At 62.6% G+C, this 16183-nt stretch carries 13 protein-coding genes; 5 read left to right on the top strand and 8 right to left on the bottom strand.

All coding sequences use genetic code 11. From position 1 onward, the window contains the following. Positions 1–123 precede the first annotated feature (123 nt). The 6 genes from cydC to B7G66_RS10960 all read right to left on the bottom strand — a co-directional run bounded on the left by cydC (position 124) and on the right by B7G66_RS10960 (position 7031). The gene (cydC, locus tag B7G66_RS10935; RefSeq protein ID WP_040511686.1) at positions 124–1821 is read right to left on the bottom strand and encodes a thiol reductant ABC exporter subunit CydC; all 1698 of its coding nucleotides are present in this window, start codon (positions 1819–1821) and stop codon (positions 124–126) included. Further along, on the bottom strand, positions 1821–3539 hold the full coding sequence (gene cydD, locus B7G66_RS10940) for a thiol reductant ABC exporter subunit CydD (RefSeq protein ID WP_040510502.1): 1719 nt from the start codon (positions 3537–3539) through the stop codon (positions 1821–1823). The genes cydC and cydD overlap by 1 nt, the downstream gene beginning before the upstream one ends. A gap of 96 nt (positions 3540–3635) precedes the next feature. Further along, complete coding sequence (locus tag B7G66_RS10945) at positions 3636–5447, bottom strand: sensor histidine kinase (RefSeq protein ID WP_003618348.1); 1812 nt, start codon at positions 5445–5447, stop codon at positions 3636–3638. Further along, complete coding sequence (locus B7G66_RS10950; protein WP_040511681.1) at positions 5448–5633, bottom strand: NepR family anti-sigma factor; 186 nt, start codon at positions 5631–5633, stop codon at positions 5448–5450. It abuts the gene before it with no gap. 168 nt (positions 5634–5801) lie between these two features. Then, the gene (locus tag B7G66_RS10955; protein ID WP_003618346.1) at positions 5802–6368 is read right to left on the bottom strand and encodes a sigma-70 family RNA polymerase sigma factor; all 567 of its coding nucleotides are present in this window, start codon (positions 6366–6368) and stop codon (positions 5802–5804) included. A gap of 126 nt (positions 6369–6494) precedes the next feature. After that, positions 6495–7031 (bottom strand): sigma-70 family RNA polymerase sigma factor, encoded by a 537-nt coding sequence (locus B7G66_RS10960; RefSeq protein WP_050772132.1) that lies wholly within the window; start codon positions 7029–7031, stop codon positions 6495–6497. A gap of 124 nt (positions 7032–7155) precedes the next feature. Here B7G66_RS10960 and B7G66_RS10965 point away from each other — a divergent pair, with 124 nt between their 5' ends. Continuing rightward, positions 7156–7893 (top strand): response regulator, encoded by a 738-nt coding sequence (locus tag B7G66_RS10965; protein ID WP_003618344.1) that lies wholly within the window; start codon positions 7156–7158, stop codon positions 7891–7893. Here B7G66_RS10965 and B7G66_RS17410 read toward each other — a convergent pair. Next, positions 7890–8321 carry a hypothetical protein gene (locus B7G66_RS17410; RefSeq protein ID WP_139312915.1) on the bottom strand — a complete coding sequence of 144 codons (432 nt, stop codon included), beginning with the start codon at positions 8319–8321 and terminating at the stop codon, positions 7890–7892. The two genes, B7G66_RS10965 and B7G66_RS17410, sit on opposite strands and share 4 nt — an antisense overlap. On the opposite strand from B7G66_RS17410, the gene B7G66_RS10970 reads away from it, so the two are divergent. Continuing rightward, positions 8305–9684 (top strand): alpha,alpha-trehalose-phosphate synthase (UDP-forming), encoded by a 1380-nt coding sequence (locus B7G66_RS10970; protein WP_040511677.1) that lies wholly within the window; start codon positions 8305–8307, stop codon positions 9682–9684. The two genes, B7G66_RS17410 and B7G66_RS10970, sit on opposite strands and share 17 nt — an antisense overlap. A gap of 250 nt (positions 9685–9934) precedes the next feature. Beyond that, a complete protein-coding gene (locus B7G66_RS10975; protein ID WP_048859185.1) occupies positions 9935–11746 on the top strand; it encodes an ABC-F family ATP-binding cassette domain-containing protein in 1812 nt (603 codons plus the stop codon). A gap of 265 nt (positions 11747–12011) precedes the next feature. Here the strand turns inward: B7G66_RS10975 and B7G66_RS10980 are convergent, their stop codons facing one another. Further along, positions 12012–12998 (bottom strand): Gfo/Idh/MocA family protein, encoded by a 987-nt coding sequence (locus B7G66_RS10980; protein WP_174805753.1) that lies wholly within the window; start codon positions 12996–12998, stop codon positions 12012–12014. Positions 12999–13342: 344 nt separating this feature from the next. On the opposite strand from B7G66_RS10980, the gene secD reads away from it, so the two are divergent. Together secD and secF are read left to right on the top strand one after the other, a co-directional pair. Then, positions 13343–14896 (top strand): protein translocase subunit SecD, encoded by a 1554-nt coding sequence (secD, locus tag B7G66_RS10985; protein WP_075594966.1) that lies wholly within the window; start codon positions 13343–13345, stop codon positions 14894–14896. Between the two features lie 11 nt (positions 14897–14907). Continuing rightward, positions 14908–15861 (top strand): protein translocase subunit SecF, encoded by a 954-nt coding sequence (gene secF, locus B7G66_RS10990; protein WP_003618333.1) that lies wholly within the window; start codon positions 14908–14910, stop codon positions 15859–15861. The last annotated feature ends 322 nt before the right edge of the window (positions 15862–16183 follow it).

A 16183-nucleotide genomic window follows, 5' to 3' on the forward strand; every position in this document is an offset into this window, starting at 1 on the left:
TACACGGGATCGTCGCGGCCGCGCCCCATTATTGTTACGCAGGTACGATATGACCCCTAATTTCCGCTACTTCGTGCCCGCTGCGCCTGCCTGCGTCAATCCTTTCCGGCCACACGACGCCCATTACTGCGCTGTCGTGACGGCATGACCGCCAGAAATACGCCATACCTGATCCAGTTCTTCCACCCCCGTCAAACGATGGGCGATCAGGATGACGGTGCGTCCCTGCGTCACTTCGTTCAGGGTGCGCAGGAATTCCTGCTCCATCCCGGCATCCAGCCCGGTGGCGGGTTCATCAAGGATCAGGATCGGCGCCTGCGACAGCAGGGTCCGCGCCAGCGCGATGCGCCGTCCCTGCCCGCCGGAAACACGCGCGCCCCCTTCGCCAAGCCATGTCTCAAGCCCTTCGGGCATGTCACGCACCAGATCCCCCACCCGCGCCCGGTCCAGCGCGACCCACAAATCATCATCAGAGGCATCGGGCCGCCCAAGCAGAAGGTTTGCACGAATCGTATCCTCGAACAGGTGCGTTGCCTGCGACAGCCACGCCATGCGCTGGCGCAGTGCATCATCACCGATGGTCGCGATATCAACCCCACCCAGCAGCACACGCCCCGCGTCCGGGGACACGACCTTCAGCAACAGTGCCGCCAGCGTGGACTTGCCCGCCCCCGACGGTCCCAGCACGGCCACACGGCTGCCTGCGGGAATATCCAGCGACAGGCCGTCGAATACCGGCACACGATCGCTGTCCCAACGGAAATGGATGTTTTCAAACCGGATATCCGTACCCGCCGGGGCCGGGGCATTCCCCTGCGCGATTGCCGCATGGGGGGGGATATCAACGGCCACCACACGCTCTGCCGCGCGCGTCACATTTCCCGCCAGCGCACCGGCACGGGTCAGGCCGCCGATGCTTTCGAATGCCGCAACCGTCAGGAACAGCACACCTGCCGCAGGCAGCGGGGCCAGCGGCCCCATGCCGCCGATACCCAGCGCCGCCGCAAGCACCACGACCACCGCCGCCTGCCCACACAGATAGGATGCCATCCCTGCAAGCGCGAGCGCACGTGACTGGCGCATCTGTGCGCGGAACAGGGCGTCGTCACGCGCCGTGACATGCGCCAGCATGCGCCCTTCGGCCCCAAAAGTCCGGATTTCACGCAGGCCGCTGACCATGTCCAGCACACCAATACGCAATTGTGCGGCATGGTGGTTGACCAGCCCGCCATCACGCCGCGCCAGCACGGCGGCACATGCGGGCAGTACGAACGCCCCCAGTGCGAACAGCACGGTAATGGCGATGGCCAGCGGCGAATTGACCAGGTTGATTGCAATGAACAGGAACGGCAGCACCAGCAGCGCCCCAGCCAGCGGCACGAAGATGCGCAGATACAGACCGTCCAGCGTCTCCACATCCGACACCAGCCGCGACAGCAGGTCGCCCGCACGACGGAAACCAAGCCCCGCCGCCGCACCCCGCGCCAGATGGCGGAAAAACCACACACGCACATCCGCCAGCGCGCGGAACATCGCGTCATGTGTCACCAGGCGTTCCACATAACGCATGACAACACGGGCGATGCCAAGCACACGCAGTGCGGCAACCGTAATCACGATGCCGCCCATCGCCATGCCCGCGACACGTATCCCCGCCTCACGCGTCAGCAACAGGCCACATAACAGCGCCAGCAGCGACAGGATGCACCCCGCCGTCAGCAACGGCGCGCGCAGCCTCCAGATCGACAGGATCGTCAGGACAGGCGCAAGGACATGCCCCCGCCGGCCGGTATGGTGACGATGTTCCGTGCGCGAACGCATCATGCCGCCGTTTCCCCTGAAATCACCTGTCCATGGTCAAGATCGACCCGTTGCCCCGTAAAGGTGCCCACCGCCGCCGAATGGCTGGCAAGGATGACCGTCCTGCCCTGCGCCAACCTGCGCAGGCAGTCGAAGACGTCTGCCTCCGTCGCGGGGTCGAGATGCGATGTCGGTTCATCCAGCAGCAGCAGCGGCGCGTCCTTGAGGAAAGCCCGCGCAATCGCGATGCGCTGTGCCTGCCCACCCGACAGGCCGAACCCACCTTCGCCGATACGGGTTTCCAGTCCCTGTGGCAGCCCTTCGGCAAAGCGATCAACCGACGCGGCACGGATCGCCGCCTGCACCGCGCATTCGTCCGCGTCGGGACGGGCGAACAGGATATTTTCGCGCAAGGTACCCGCAAACAGAACCGGCTTCTGCCCGATCCATGAGATCATCTCGCTCAACGCCTGCGGCAGGATCGTCGTGATGTCCGTGTCATTCAGCAGCACCCGTCCCCGCGCCGGGGCAATGAAGCCAAGCAGCATTTCAATCAGGCTCGACTTGCCCGAACCTGAAGGCCCGGCAAGGATCACCGTCTGACCGGCGGGCACACTAAAGCTGACATCACGCAGGGTGGGGCCGCGCGCGGCATCCCATGTGAAATCGACATGTTCGAAACGCACGCCAACACCGTGGTGTCCACCTGCGTCAAGGACCGTCTCCTCCGCCGCGCGGACCTGGGTTGCGGACGGCAGTGCCAGCATCGCCGCCGCAGCGCCAGAGGCATGGGCACGATCCTGATACGCCAGCGCCAGCCCACGGAACGGCGCAAAGAATTCCGGCACCAGAAGCACCACGAACAGGGCGCGTACCGCCGTTTCCGTCATCTGCGCCGCCGGCGCCCCCGACTGGTGCAGCGCCAGCAGCGCCGCCCCGTTGCGCAGCGCAATGACCACCAAGGCCACGACCATGGCACAGTCGATGGATGCCGAAGACAGGAACGCCACACGCAGCACCTTCATCGTGCGCCGCCGCAGGTCATCGGCGGAAGCAGCCAGCCTGCGGGCCTCGTCCTCCGTCCGCCCGGCCAGCACGATGGTCGCAATCCCGCGCACACGGTCAAGAAAGCGCGCCTGTAACCGCTGCATCGCAAGGAACTGGTTGCGTGAGGCAACAGCCGCCCCGATCCCGAAAAGCGCCTGCCCGAATGGCACTGCGATCCCGCACAACGCCATGACCAGCGCCGAGCCGGGCTGCACGAAAGCGGCGATGACACCAAGGATGAAGGGCGCGGCCATCCACAGCACGGATGCAGGCAGCCAGCGGGCGAAGAAACCGTCAAGCGCCTCGATCCGGTCCACCGTCAGCGCCGTCAGCGCGCCGCTGTGATGCTGACGCAGCAGGGCGGGACCGCCATTAAGGATGGAAGACACGACATCGCCACGCAGCCGCCTGCGGGCATGCATGCCCGCGCGTGCCGCCGCGATGTCCGAAAGCGCCTGGCACACGGCGCGCAGCACCGCTGCGACCACCAGCCCCACCAGAGACCATTGCGCAGATATCCCCGCACCGGACGGCAGCAGCACATGGCCCAGCACATTGGCCACGCACCACACCTGCCCCGCGCCCAGCATGCTGGAGATCAGGCCAAGGCACACGACCGGCATGGCCTGCCTGCGCCCCAGACGTGACTGCGCCCGCGTCCACGCCTTCATCACTGTCTTGTCATCACTCATGATCGCTCCCTATACCGAATGAACCGGATCAGGGACAGTCATCAGGCCCCATGGGGGTGTAACGCTGGCATGGGGCAGCCATGCAATTTTTACCCCTCAGATATCATCCTGATCGGGTTCGGGCTGCTGCAGGACGAACACCAGCACATAACGCGTGCCGTTTTCCTCGAACATCTGCAACTCCCCCCCCAGTTGCCGGGCGAAACCACGGATAAGCTGTAGCCCGATGCCGCTGCGTTCCTCGTTTCCGCGCCGTACGCGCCCCGCCGCCATGCCCACGCCGTCATCGGCGATCCACAGGCAGGCGCGCATCTTGTCCACCTGACGCAACCCGACCTCCAACGTGCCGCGCGCACCATCGGGGAAGGCGTATTTTATGGTATTACTAACCGCCTCCGTCACGATCAGGGCCAGCGGCACCGCCTGATCAGGAACCATCAGCAGGTCTTCCACCTGGATATCAAGGGTGATGCGCCCGTCATCCGCCTCCCCGATCGCATGCATGATCTGACCGCACAGTTCACGCACGAAACTCTGCATATTCAGGTTGTACAACCCACCTTCGGCGTACAGATACCGATGCAGCGTCGCCAGCGCGCGCACACGGTCACGCGCCTGCGCGAACTCCTCCCGCGCGGCGGGCTGCGTGATACGCCCGGCCTGCAGGTTCAGCAGGGAGGCCACGATCTGCAGGTTATTCTTGACCCGGTGGTGCATTTCCTTAAGCAGCAGCTCCTGCCGCACGGCCGCACGTTCCAGCCGACGTTCATGGCGCGCCAGGCGGCGTGTCGCCTTGCTGAAGGCATGGGCAAGCTGGCGCACCTCGAACGGCATCGCCCAGTTGGAACGCACGTCATACACACCGCCAAGCTGCCACAGATTGACCGACGCGGTGAGCTTGCGCAGGGGGGAGACAATCAGCACATCCGCGCTTTTCGAAGCACCCAGCAATCCCGTCAGCAACAGCAGCCCGCTGCTGACCAGCGCAATGGCGAACATCAGCACCGCATGGCGTTCCTTTGCATTGCGCCGCGTCGCGGCCAGCACGAACACACCACCTTCCACCCGGCCAAGGGAGAAAGCGCCATCAGGCAGGGTGCCACGCGCATGGTCATGCCCATTGCGCATGATCCGCTGCACCCGCCCCAGCAGCATGGCCGACGGCATCAGGGGCCAGTCGCAATCCCCGCACAGGGGGGCGGCGGCGGACCCGTCGGGGTTGAGCACCCATATCGCAACCGGATTGTCGCGCACGACGATATCAAGCCGGGGATCACCCGGACGCAGCTTCCGGTCCGCCCATGACAGCGGCATGATGGCCGTCAGGAACCCGCTACGGGCAAGGTGGCCGCTGCCATCGCCGATCATGGTTGCAACGGTCACGCGAAAGGCGATGGGAAGGTTGTGGGACTCCGCCCCGCCATTGATATAGGAGACCCGCACGTCCCCCTGGAAACGAGGCATGTCGTCAAGGACAAGGCGGTGCGCACCCTCTGTCCGCCCCACCTGCGTCACGATGTTACCCAACGCATCCACCAGCGCGATCTGGTCATAATGATGCCCCGTCAGGGACTGCGCCAGTTCCAGCATGCGCCGGATACCTTCGTCATCAAGCGCCATATGGCCGACGACACGCAGCATGCTGCCAAGGTCATCGACCTCATGACGGATTTCGAGGTTGACGCGCTCCAGCGTCATGTCGGTACGATAACCGGGGGCGGCAAGTGTCTTGTGATAATTACGCCATGCCTGTACCGCGCCGATCAGGGCGATGGGCATTGCCGCGAACAGGATGATGGCCATCATCCGCACCCGCACCGCATCGAACATACGCCCGATACGAAGAAGGGTGCGGTACGACCTGCCCTCGCCATTCCTGGGGGCGGAACGGCGGAACATGGTGTTCATCTATTTTTTACGCTCGCGGTCGTTTTCTATCAAGCGCAGCAGTTCGTCAGGTACCGGTTCGTTGGCCACATCATCGAACAATTGGTGCAGTCCCCGCTTCAACCACAGTTCGAATGCATCATCCGAACTGTTTTTGCTTTTTTTATCTGGTTGTTGCCTAGGAGGACAGTTCTCCTTTAACGGCATCTCATCATCCCGAAGCTTATATTCATCTACCCACAAACTTCGGATAAGCATCGCAGTTGCAATCTATTTTCCGAAAGAAGTCGGGAACAACCAAGACCCCGCCTCCTCCCGTGCCACATTTTGATCACAATTCAAAGTGCCATTTTTAAGAATTGGTAACCAATACCCCTAGCGCGAGCGAAGCTCGTCGCGGGCGGCGCCCCCCTGACGCAGGCGGGCGACGACTCCACGCAGGCGCACCGTCTCCGTGCTCTGCTCCTCACCTTCAAGCCATGTCTCAAGCTGGCGGCGGGCGCGGAAAACGCGGCTCTTGGCGGTGCCAACGGCGCATCCGCTGGCTTCGGCAAGCTCCTCGTAGCTCATGCCCTGCATGACAACCATCACCAGCGCCTCGCGCTGATCGGCGGGCAGGCGGTCCATCGCGCTGGCCAGTTCCTTGACCGCAAGGCGTTCCTCATGCGCGCCGCTGCATGCCAGCGCTGCGGTGGGAACATCCTCGATATCGCCGGTTTCGCGCTTCTTGCGCAGGTCGGAGATAAAGCGGTTGCGCAGGATACGGTGCATCCATGCGGGAAAGTTCGTTCCGGGGGTAAAGCTGTGCTGCGCGGACAGCGCGTTGCACACGGCGTCCTGCACAAGGTCATCAGCAGCCGCGCGGTTACGCGTCAAGGACAGGGCCTGAACCCGCAGTCGGGGCAGGAGTGCTATCACCTGGTCGTGAAAGTCATTTGTCATTGTCTTGTCCCCTTTCATACCCGTCCAATGAACGGGCCGGGAAAAGGGTTGCATCCGCATTGTAACATAACCGTGAGTTGTAGCCCGCCCCACGCCCCATGGTGCAAAGCGGCCGTCCCCTGCCCCTTATTCCGGGGGATCGTCGTGTGGGGGCATACCGGACAGATCGGGCATTGCCGCGCCATCACGCGCGGCGTTCACCATGACCATGATCTGCGCCCGCGCGCGCGACACCCGCGCCTTGACCGTGCCGACGCTTACGCCGCATACGTCCGCCGCCTCCGCATAGGTCATTTCCTGCACCCCCACCAGCAACAGCGCCTCGCGCAGGCGGGGCGTCAGCCGCCATATCACCCCATCAAGGTCGCGCAGGTCATCGCCACGGCTGGCGGGTGCGTCGGAACGCGCAAGGTCGGGACTTGCGGCGTAATCAGACATCACATCACGTTCACGCCTGCGCCTGCGCGCGGTTTCATAAAAAAGGTTGCGCGCGATGGTATAAAGCCACGCACGCAGGTTCGTGCCCGGCTGGAACTGATCCAGCGCGGCCAGCGCACGCAGGACCGTTTCCTGCACAAGATCATCGGCGGAGGACACCTCCGCGGTCAAAAATCTGGCAAAGCCCCGCAATTGCGGCAAAAGAGACATGATCTCCTTGCGCAGTTGGGTTACGCTCTGCGTATTGGCTGATATGCTCTGGGTCAGTGTGTTCAACTCTCCTTGGTCAGGCAGCCTAACGCCGTAATGGTTTATGGTGTAACAATTTCTTCGGGGGGATAAAGTCCACATGCCGCTTTCCCGGCGTCAAGATCTGCTCCGCGCCCTTCCTTACGCCAGACGCTATGCAAGGGCGCTGTCCGGCAGCCAGTCACGGGGGGATCTCCTCGTGGCCGAGAGTCTGCGTGAACTTATCGCCGTCGATGATCCCACCCTGCGCCCGCGCCTGCGCCTGTACCAATGGATATCGCGCCATTACATGTCTTCCACCGCGCAGTGCGCCACTGGCGAGCTGACGGTACTGGACCGGCAACTGCTGCTGCTGACCGCACTTGAGGAACTGAGCCTTGCGGATGCGGCGCGCGTTCTGGGATTGGACGAAGATACGGCGCGCGTCACGCTGGAACATGCATATTCCGGCCTGCGTTCATGCGCGCAGACGAATGTCCTGATCATCGAGGACGAACCCATCATCGCGATGGATATCGAAGAACTGGTCCATAAATGCGGACACAGGATTGCCGGTGTCGCCGCAACGGAAAAGGAAGCCATCGAAATCGCGACGCGCACACGTCCCGGCCTCATCCTTGCCGACATCAACCTTGGTGCGGGGGGGGACGGCATGGCGGCCGTATCGCAGATCCTGCAACAGCAGAACATTCCCGTGATCTTCGTCACCGCCTATCCCGAACGCCTGCTGACGGGGGAACGCATTGAACCTGCCTTTGTCATCACCAAGCCGTTTGAGCCCCTGACACTGGCGATCGCAACGTATCAGGCAGTCAGTGGTGGCCTGCCCCTAAGCTAACACGCCCCGAACCAGCCCACTTGAAAGCAGCGCCCCTGAAACCAGCGTTCTGGACCCGCAATCCTGATGAACGCATCCGGGCCGACCACACTGGACTGACCTTGTAACTGCCTGCGGCCGATCACCGTACCGCCCACAGGATCGACCGGGGCGGGACGGCAGGGCGTGTGCATATTGCTGTTGCCTTTGCCCGGCCCTTCCTGCCTATGGGGTGGGGCAACACCCCACAACACCGGGGCAGGACGCAGAACAGTCGCGCGGTACAGGCATGACGACGACCGCCTTGCGTCGGGCCTGCCCCCTGCGACATTGTGATGGTACCCTTGGTCACGCATGCCAGCAAGGAACGCATCGGCCGGGAACGGGCCTACGCGCCGGCAGGGATGCCCGGACAGATTGGAAGAGGAAAATATGAAACGGCTGGTCATCGTCTCCAATCGCGTCCCCGTTCCCAAGGAGGGCCTGAGGCCCGGGGGGCTGGCGGTTGTGCTGCATGACCTGCTCGCACTGCAGGGCGGGATGTGGTTCGGGTGGAACGGCACCACCAGCGCGGATGCGGAAACCACCCCGCCACAGATCCAGCACGCAGGGGGGGTCGAATACGCCACGATCGGCCTGACACCGGCCGAACACAAACATTACTATACCGGCTTTTCCAACTCGACCCTGTGGCCGCTGATGCACTCCCTGCCGGAGTTCATACATTTCGAACGCCGCGAACTTTCGACCTACTGGTCGGTAAACGAACGGTTCTGCGAAAACCTGCTTCCGCTGCTGCGCGACGACGATACGATCTGGATCCACGACTATCACCTGCTGCCCCTTGCCGCGCAACTGCGCCGCAAGGGGGTCAACATGCCGATCGGCTTCTTCTTGCATACCCCCTTCCCCGCGCCAGACATGCTGGCCATCGCACCAGACGGGGGCACATTCCTACGGGACATGCTGTGCGCGGACCTTCTGGGTTTCCAGACCAGCGACGACACCGCCAATTTCATCTTTGCCGCACAACGCACGGCAGGCGCCAGGCTGGTTGCCCCCGATACCCTGTCGTTTGAGGGGCATACGGTGCGCGTTGGCTCCTTCGCGGTGGAAATCGACCCCGATGCGTTCGCCCGGACCGCCGCCGAGGCAGTAGAGGCCCCGGAACTGAAGCAACTGCGTTCCTCCCTTGCCGGGCGGAAACTGATTTTCGGGGTGGATCGCATGGACCCGACCAAGGGCCTGTGCGACCGGCTGGCAGGTTATGACCGCCTGCTTGAAAGCTATCCCATATGGCAACGCAACGTGACGTTCCTGCAGATTGCCGCTGAAAGCCGGGTGGATGTCCCCTCCTACAGGGCATTGCGCCAGGAACTCGAAGGGATGATCGGCAAGCTGAATGCACAGCGCGGGCAGGCCGACTGGACCCCGCTGCGTTTCCTGACGCGCGGCAGCGCGCGCCGTGTCGTGGCCGGTTACATGCGCCAGGCGCAGATCGGTTATATCACGCCGCTGCGTGACGGCATGAATCTGGTGGCCAAGGAATATGTTGCGGCGCAGGACCCCGATGATCCGGGCGTTCTGATCCTGTCGCGCATGGCCGGGGCCGCCCGGCAGCTGGAGGCGGCGTTGCTGGTCAATCCGCTGGACCATGATGACCTTGCCGATGCGCTGAACCGTGCGCTGGGCATGCCCAAGGCCGAACGCCGCGAACGCTGGCAGGCATGCCGCACGCATCTGGAGGGCTGCACCGCACTGGGATGGGGGCAGGCATTCCTGCGGACGCTCGAAGCCACCGTTGCCAGATAACACGCACCCGGCAACGCTCGTACGCTGACACGCGCCCATAGAACCCGTCGCGGACACTGACGCGGTGATCGGGACCACGGCGTGAAAGCAGGCCAACGCCCCTGCCTGACGGAATATATGTTCCGTGCGCATGTCCCATAAATATGTATCCCAAAGGGGTGTGTTTGGGGATATGTAACCCTTGGGCGCGCCCCGGCCGGGTGTGATCGTCCCCCCTTGCGCCTGCGGCGGGAGTAGGTGACAAACGCGCATGGCCTTACCTCCCCTTCTCCTCCTTCAGGATATCACCCTGACCCTCGGCGGTGCGCCGCTCCTTGACGGGGCGGGCTTTGGCGTGGCGCCGGGCGAACGCATCTGCCTTGTCGGGCGCAATGGCTGCGGCAAATCGACATTGCTGCGCATCGCCACGGGCGAATTGCAGGCGGATTCTGGCACACGCTTCCTTCAACCGGGCACGACCGTGCGCTACCTGCCGCAGGAACCCGACCTGTCAGGGTTTGAAACGACGCTGGATTACGTACTGGCGGGCATGGGGCCGGGCGACCCGGATTACCGGGCGACGGCGCTTCTGTCGGAACTGGGCATGACGGGGCTTGAAAACCCGGCCAACCTGTCGGGGGGCGAGGCACGACGCTGCGCACTGGCGCGCGCACTGGCGCCGGAACCTGACCTGCTGCTGCTGGATGAACCGACAAACCATCTCGACATGCCGACCATCGAATGGCTGGAACGCGAACTTCTGTCGCTGTCTTCGGCCATGGTCATCATCAGCCATGACCGTCGCCTGCTGGAAACGCTGTCGCGCTCGGTCGTCTGGCTGGACCGTGGGATCACGCGCAGGCTTGACCACGGCTTTGCCAGGTTCGAGACCTGGCGCGAGGAGGTGCTGGAGCAGGAAGAGCGCGAGGCGCACAAGCTCGATCGCCAGATCGCGCGTGAAGAAGACTGGATGCGTTATGGCGTGACGGCGCGGCGCAAGCGCAATGTCCGCCGTGTGGCCGAACTTGCCACCCTGCGCCAGACCCGGCGCGAAGCGATCAAGCCCGCCGTCGGGGCAAGGATGGAAGCGCGGGAATCCGAACTGTCGGGCAAGCTGGTATCCGTTGCCGAAAACCTGTGCAAATCCTATGGCGCACACGACATCGTGCGTGATCTCGACCTGCGTATCCTGCGCGGCGACAGGCTGGGTATCGTAGGGGCCAACGGGGCGGGCAAGAGTACGTTGCTGCGCCTGATGACGGGGCTGGATACGCCCGACAGTGGTACCGTCACGGTTGGCACGGCGCTGTCCATCGTCACACTGGACCAGCAGCGCAGGCAGCTTGACCCCAACAGCACCCTTGCCGACACGCTGACGGGTGGGGGCGGCGACATGGTGCAGGTCGGGCATGAAAAACGCCACGTCATCGGATATATGAAGGATTTTATGTTCCGCCCCGAACAGGCCCGCACGCCGGTGGGCGTCCTGTCGGGGGGGGAACGGGGGCGGCTGATGCTGGCCTGTGCGCTGGCGCGGCCGTCAAACCTTCTGGTTCTTGACGAACCGACCAACGACCTTGACCTTGAAACACTCGACCTGTTGCAGGACATGCTTGCGGAATATTCGGGCACTGTCTTGCTGGTCAGCCATGACCGTGACTTCCTTGACCGTGTCGCATCCTCCGTCCTGATGGCGGAAGGCGCGGGGCAGTGGATCGAATATGCCGGGGGCTACAGCGACATGCTGGCGCAACGGCAGGATGCGACCCTTGCCACCCGGCACGTTGCCCCCACCCCGCCCAAGGCACGGGCCACGCAGGCCCCTGTTACGAAACCGGCAAGCCGTAAGCTGTCATACAAGGACCAGCATGCGCTTGAACGCCTGCCCGGACAGATCGCGGACATGGAGGCGGAGATCGAGCACCTGCGCACCGCCCTTGCCGATCCTGGCCTTTATGCCCGTGACCCGAATGCCTTCACCAGCACGACACGGAAACTGGAAGACGCGCAGGCCAGGCTGACGGCAGCGGAAGAACGGTGGCTGGAGCTTGAAATGCTCCGTGAATCCCTGAAATCGAACTAAGAGACTGTTTGAAAACAACTCGTTGATAGAAAACAGGAAAAGTTTTTGGGTGCCGCCTTTTGAAAAAAGGCGGCGTCTTTCGAAGCTTTTTAAGAAAAAAGCTTCACCAAAAACCTTTATCATTTCAGGATGTTATATCGCCTGACTTTTCAAACAGTCTCCAAAAGACTGCCCGGAATGCGATGGAACCGATAACCTACTGAAAAAACAAATGTTATTTGGGGGGCTTTTTCAAAAAACCTGAAAAGCCGCCCCGAATAACCGCTTAATCCACTCCTTGCAGCAGTCCCGATACCTCCATACGCGCGCGGGTATCGGCGATGCTCTGCCCCACGGCAAGGGCCGCCGCAAGTGCGCGCCGCCCGGCCTGTGCATCCACCAGAACGGGTGCGCCATCAAGGCAGGACGCGGCAAAGGCCTCATGTTCCGCCGCCAGCGTGTCATGGTCGTTCCATGTCACGCTCTGTCGCCTGAAACCACCCGTCCCCGGCAGGGGCAGGCCGCTTTTGCGCCCGATCATCGTCAGTTCGCGGCGCATGAAATCCGCCGACAGATATCCTTCCTGCGAAAACAGGCGCATGCGCCGCTCGGTCTTGAGGGAAATGCGACTGGCGGTGATGGTGGCGACACAGCCATTTTCAAACCGGACACGGGCATTGGCGATGTCCTCATGCTCTGAACTGACGGCGGCGCCCAATGCATCGACACTGGCGATGGGACTGTCCACGATCGCCAGCACAAGGTCGAGGTCATGGATCATCAGGTCAAGAATGACCGACACATCCGTTCCACGCGGCTTGTACGGCGCGATGCGTGTCGCCTCGATATAAAGGGGACGGGTAATACGTTCGGTAATCGCGCGATGTTCCGCCGAATAACGCAGCAGATGACCAACCTGCAGCACAAGCCCATGCCCGGTGGCCAGCGCGGCAAGGCGGTCGGCCTGTTCCAGCGTGGCGGCGATCGGCTTTTCCACCAGCACATGCCGCCCCGCCTCCAGCGCCTGTTGCGCCAGGTCGAAATGATATTCGGCGGGTGCGGCCACCACGATGGCGTCCGAAACCTCCAGCAAGCGGGCATAGGACAGCGCGGGTGCGCCCCCGGCCTCCTGTCCGACATTTTCGGCACGCGCATGGTCGGGATCATAAATGCCCGACAGGGCTTCACGCGTGGACGCCGCGACCTTGAGCGCATGGTACCGCCCGAAATGCCCGGCGCCCGCGATTCCAACCCGCAGGCGGCGTCCCGCCATCGCGCCATCCGACCGTGCCTGCATCATTACCGCCGCTCCACACCATGCTTTTTCATGTCCGAGCAGTGTCATGAATGGACGCGTTTCACAACCCGCGCGCCCCGCACGTCCGATGATGCATATGGTAATACGCATGGGGGGTGGACATGCCCCCAGACCCCACGTGGATGCGACAAAACGGCAACGCAATGACCCCGACCACCGCAACAGCGGTTGCATCCTGCGCTGTGGACCGGCATGTTCCCGCCCTGTTGTCATGCGCCATGACGCCATGACGCCACAGATACGAGACCAACAGACAGGGAGCCGGCCGCGGCCGGGCGTGGGGAGCACTCCTTTCAGTCATGATGTATTATAGTCGGCTCAAGATGGCTTCGGTCATTGGCATATGCCTGATCGGCCTGGCGCTGTGCCTGCCCAATTTCATGCGCCAGCCCGCGCAATCCATCCCCTGGCGGCAGGTCCACCTTGGGCTTGACCTGCGCGGCGGGTCCTATCTGCTGTTGCAGGTGGACATGAACAGCGTCACCTCCGACCGGCTGCGGACGCTGACGGATGAAACACGCCAGACACTGCTGAAGGGCGGGCTGGGGTATCGCAACCTCACAACGGGCACGCATGCGGTGACGTTCGCCCCGCGCGCACCGGCCGAAGCCGAAGCCGACCTCAAGGCATTGCGGGCGATGCCGATGAACGTGCCGTCAGAGTTCACCGTGACCCAGACGCCCGATGGGCTGATTTCCGTCGCCCTGTCCGACGAGGCCAGCCACCAGCGCGCGCGCGATGCGATCACACAGTCAATCGAGATCGTGCGCCGCCGCATTGACGCCACCGGGGCCATCGACCCGCAGATCACCCGTCAGGGCGAAGACCGGATCATCGTCGAACTGCCAGGTATCAGCGATCCCGAGCGCGTGAAGCACCTTCTGGGCACAACGGCGAAGATGACGTTTCACCTTGTCGCGGATTCCGCAATCGGTTCGGCCGTGCCGCCGCCGGGCGTGACCATCGTGCCGATGAGCGAGACCTCACAGGGCACGCTGCCGATCTACACCCATGTGGATGTCGATGGCGCGGACCTGACGAACGCATCGGCCTCCATTGACCAGCAAAGCGGCGAATGGGCCGTCAACTTCACCTTTGATTCCGTCGGCGCGCGCCAGTTTGGCGAGGTTACACGCGCCAATGTCGGCAAACGTTTTGCCATCGTACTGGATAACAAGGTGATCGAGGCCCCGGTCATCCGTACCGCCATCACCGGCGGTTCGGGCCAGATCACCGGCGGGTTCAGTGCGCAACAGGCAACCGACATGGCGCTGCTGCTGCGCGCAGGCGCGCTGCCCGCGCCGCTGAACGTGATCGAGCAGCGCTCCATCGGGCCGTCGCTGGGCGCCGATTCGATCCGGGCAGGCGCGATGAGCCTGCTGGCGGGACTTGTGCTCGTGATCGCGTTCATGGCCCTGTTTTATGGCCGGTTCGGCTGGTATGCGAATATCGCGCTGATGGCCAACCTGGTGCTGATGATCGCCATCCTGTCGATGTTCGAAGCGACGCTGACGCTGCCGGGCATGGCGGGGATGCTGCTGACCCTTGGCATGGCGGTGGATGCCAACATCCTGATCAATGAACGCATCCGCGAGGAAATCGCACGTGGCCGCACCGCACTTCAGGCGATGCAGGCGGGTTTTGAACGCGCGACCTCCACCATCATCGACAGTAATGCCACCGCGCTGCTTGCGCATGTCATGCTGTTCGTTTTCGGAACCGGGCCGGTCAAGGGCTTTGCCCTGACCATCACGATCGGCATCGTGACGACCCTGTTTACCACCCTTGTGCTGTCACGGATGCTGATGGTGCGCTGGTATGCGCGCACCCGTCCGACAGTCCTGCCGGTCTGAGGCGCGCTGACATGATCCTTGATCGTCCCCTTTTGCGTTTTGTCCCCCGTGGCACGAAAATCGACTTCATGCGCGGGCGCTTCATCGGGCTTGCGACATCGGCCGTGCTGTCGGTCGCGTCCCTGATCCTGTTCTTCCATCCGGGCCTGACGCTCGGCCTTGATTTCCGTGGCGGCATCGTGGTGGAGGCCCATACGCAGGGACCAGCCGACGTGTCGGCCATCCGCGCGGCACTGGCCACACAACATGTCACGGCAGCGGGGGTGCAGTCCTTTGGCGGTCCCGATGATGTGCTGATCCGCCTTGATACCCCACCGCAGAGCGACCCCGCGCATGAAGCCGAAACGCAGGGCATGGTCGATGCCGTGCGCCATGCCATCGGCACGATCCCCGGCGCGCAGGTTTTGCGCGCGGATGCAGTCGGGGCCTCCGTTTCGGCGGAGCTGTTCCGCAATGGCATGCTTGCACTGGGCATCAGCCTTCTGATGATCCTTGCCTATATCTGGTTCCGTTTTGAGTGGGAATTCGCGGTCAGCGCCGTGGTCACGCTTGTGCTGGACCTGACCAAGGCGGTCGGGTTCCTTGTGCTGACCCATTTCGAATTCGACCTGGTGATGGTTGCGGCCATCCTGACGATCCTTGGCTATTCCACCAATGACAAGGTGGTGGTGTATGACCGCATCCGCGAAAACCTGCGTAAATATCGTTCCATGCCACTGGCGGAACTGATCAACCTGTCGATCAATGAAACACTGAGCCGCACGCTGGGCACCTCATCCACGGTGTTCCTTGCCGCGCTGCCGCTCGCGCTGTTCGGGGGGGCCAGCCTTTCGGGCTTTGCGTGGGTTATGCTGTTCGGGATCGTGGTCGGGACGTCGTCGTCCATCTTCATCGCCGCCCCCCTGCTCTTGCTGCTGGGTGAAAAGCGGCTGCGGCGCAATGCACGACCGGGGGCACGAAACTGAACCCCATCAGGGCCTCCCGCCCCTCTGGAATGGCAAGGTTCTTGAAATACCCCACTGAGAAGAAAACAGAAAAGTTCCTGTGCCGCCTTTTCTTTTGAAAAGGCGGTATCTTGCAGGGCTTTTTGAAAAAGCTTGACCAACGATTTCAGCGGGCTGCTGGTTCTACCCTTTCAACCAGTTGCCCCCTGAAACCAAAGATATTCTGGATGCCGCCTTAATTATATTAAGGCGGCATTTTTCATGACTTAGAGACTGTTTGAAAAGTCAGGATCGATAATACCCTGAAATTATAAAGGTTTTTGGTGAAGCTTTTTCTAAAAAG

The organism is Novacetimonas hansenii JCM 7643 (assembly GCF_000964405.1).
Taxonomy (GTDB): Bacteria; Pseudomonadota; Alphaproteobacteria; order Acetobacterales; family Acetobacteraceae; genus Novacetimonas; species Novacetimonas hansenii.

Excerpts from the sequence above, each read along its gene's own strand:
- B7G66_RS10955 (WP_003618346.1), bottom strand. The coding sequence starts at position 6,368 with ATGACAAATGACTTTCACGACCAGGTGATAGCACTCCTGCCCCGACTG.
- B7G66_RS10965 (WP_003618344.1), top strand. The coding sequence starts at position 7,156 with ATGCCGCTTTCCCGGCGTCAAGATCTGCTCCGCGCCCTTCCTTACGCC.
- B7G66_RS10950 (WP_040511681.1), bottom strand. The coding sequence starts at position 5,633 with ATGCCGTTAAAGGAGAACTGTCCTCCTAGGCAACAACCAGATAAAAAA.
- cydD (WP_040510502.1), bottom strand. The coding sequence starts at position 3,539 with ATGAGTGATGACAAGACAGTGATGAAGGCGTGGACGCGGGCGCAGTCA.
- B7G66_RS10980 (WP_174805753.1), bottom strand. The coding sequence starts at position 12,998 with ATGGCGGGACGCCGCCTGCGGGTTGGAATCGCGGGCGCCGGGCATTTC.
- secD (WP_075594966.1), top strand. The coding sequence starts at position 13,343 with ATGATGTATTATAGTCGGCTCAAGATGGCTTCGGTCATTGGCATATGC.
- secF (WP_003618333.1), top strand. The coding sequence starts at position 14,908 with ATGATCCTTGATCGTCCCCTTTTGCGTTTTGTCCCCCGTGGCACGAAA.
- B7G66_RS10945 (WP_003618348.1), bottom strand. The coding sequence starts at position 5,447 with ATGAACACCATGTTCCGCCGTTCCGCCCCCAGGAATGGCGAGGGCAGG.
- B7G66_RS17410 (WP_139312915.1), bottom strand. The coding sequence starts at position 8,321 with ATGACCAGCCGTTTCATATTTTCCTCTTCCAATCTGTCCGGGCATCCC.
- B7G66_RS10970 (WP_040511677.1), top strand. The coding sequence starts at position 8,305 with ATGAAACGGCTGGTCATCGTCTCCAATCGCGTCCCCGTTCCCAAGGAG.
- cydC (WP_040511686.1), bottom strand. The coding sequence starts at position 1,821 with ATGCGTTCGCGCACGGAACATCGTCACCATACCGGCCGGCGGGGGCAT.
- B7G66_RS10975 (WP_048859185.1), top strand. The coding sequence starts at position 9,935 with ATGGCCTTACCTCCCCTTCTCCTCCTTCAGGATATCACCCTGACCCTC.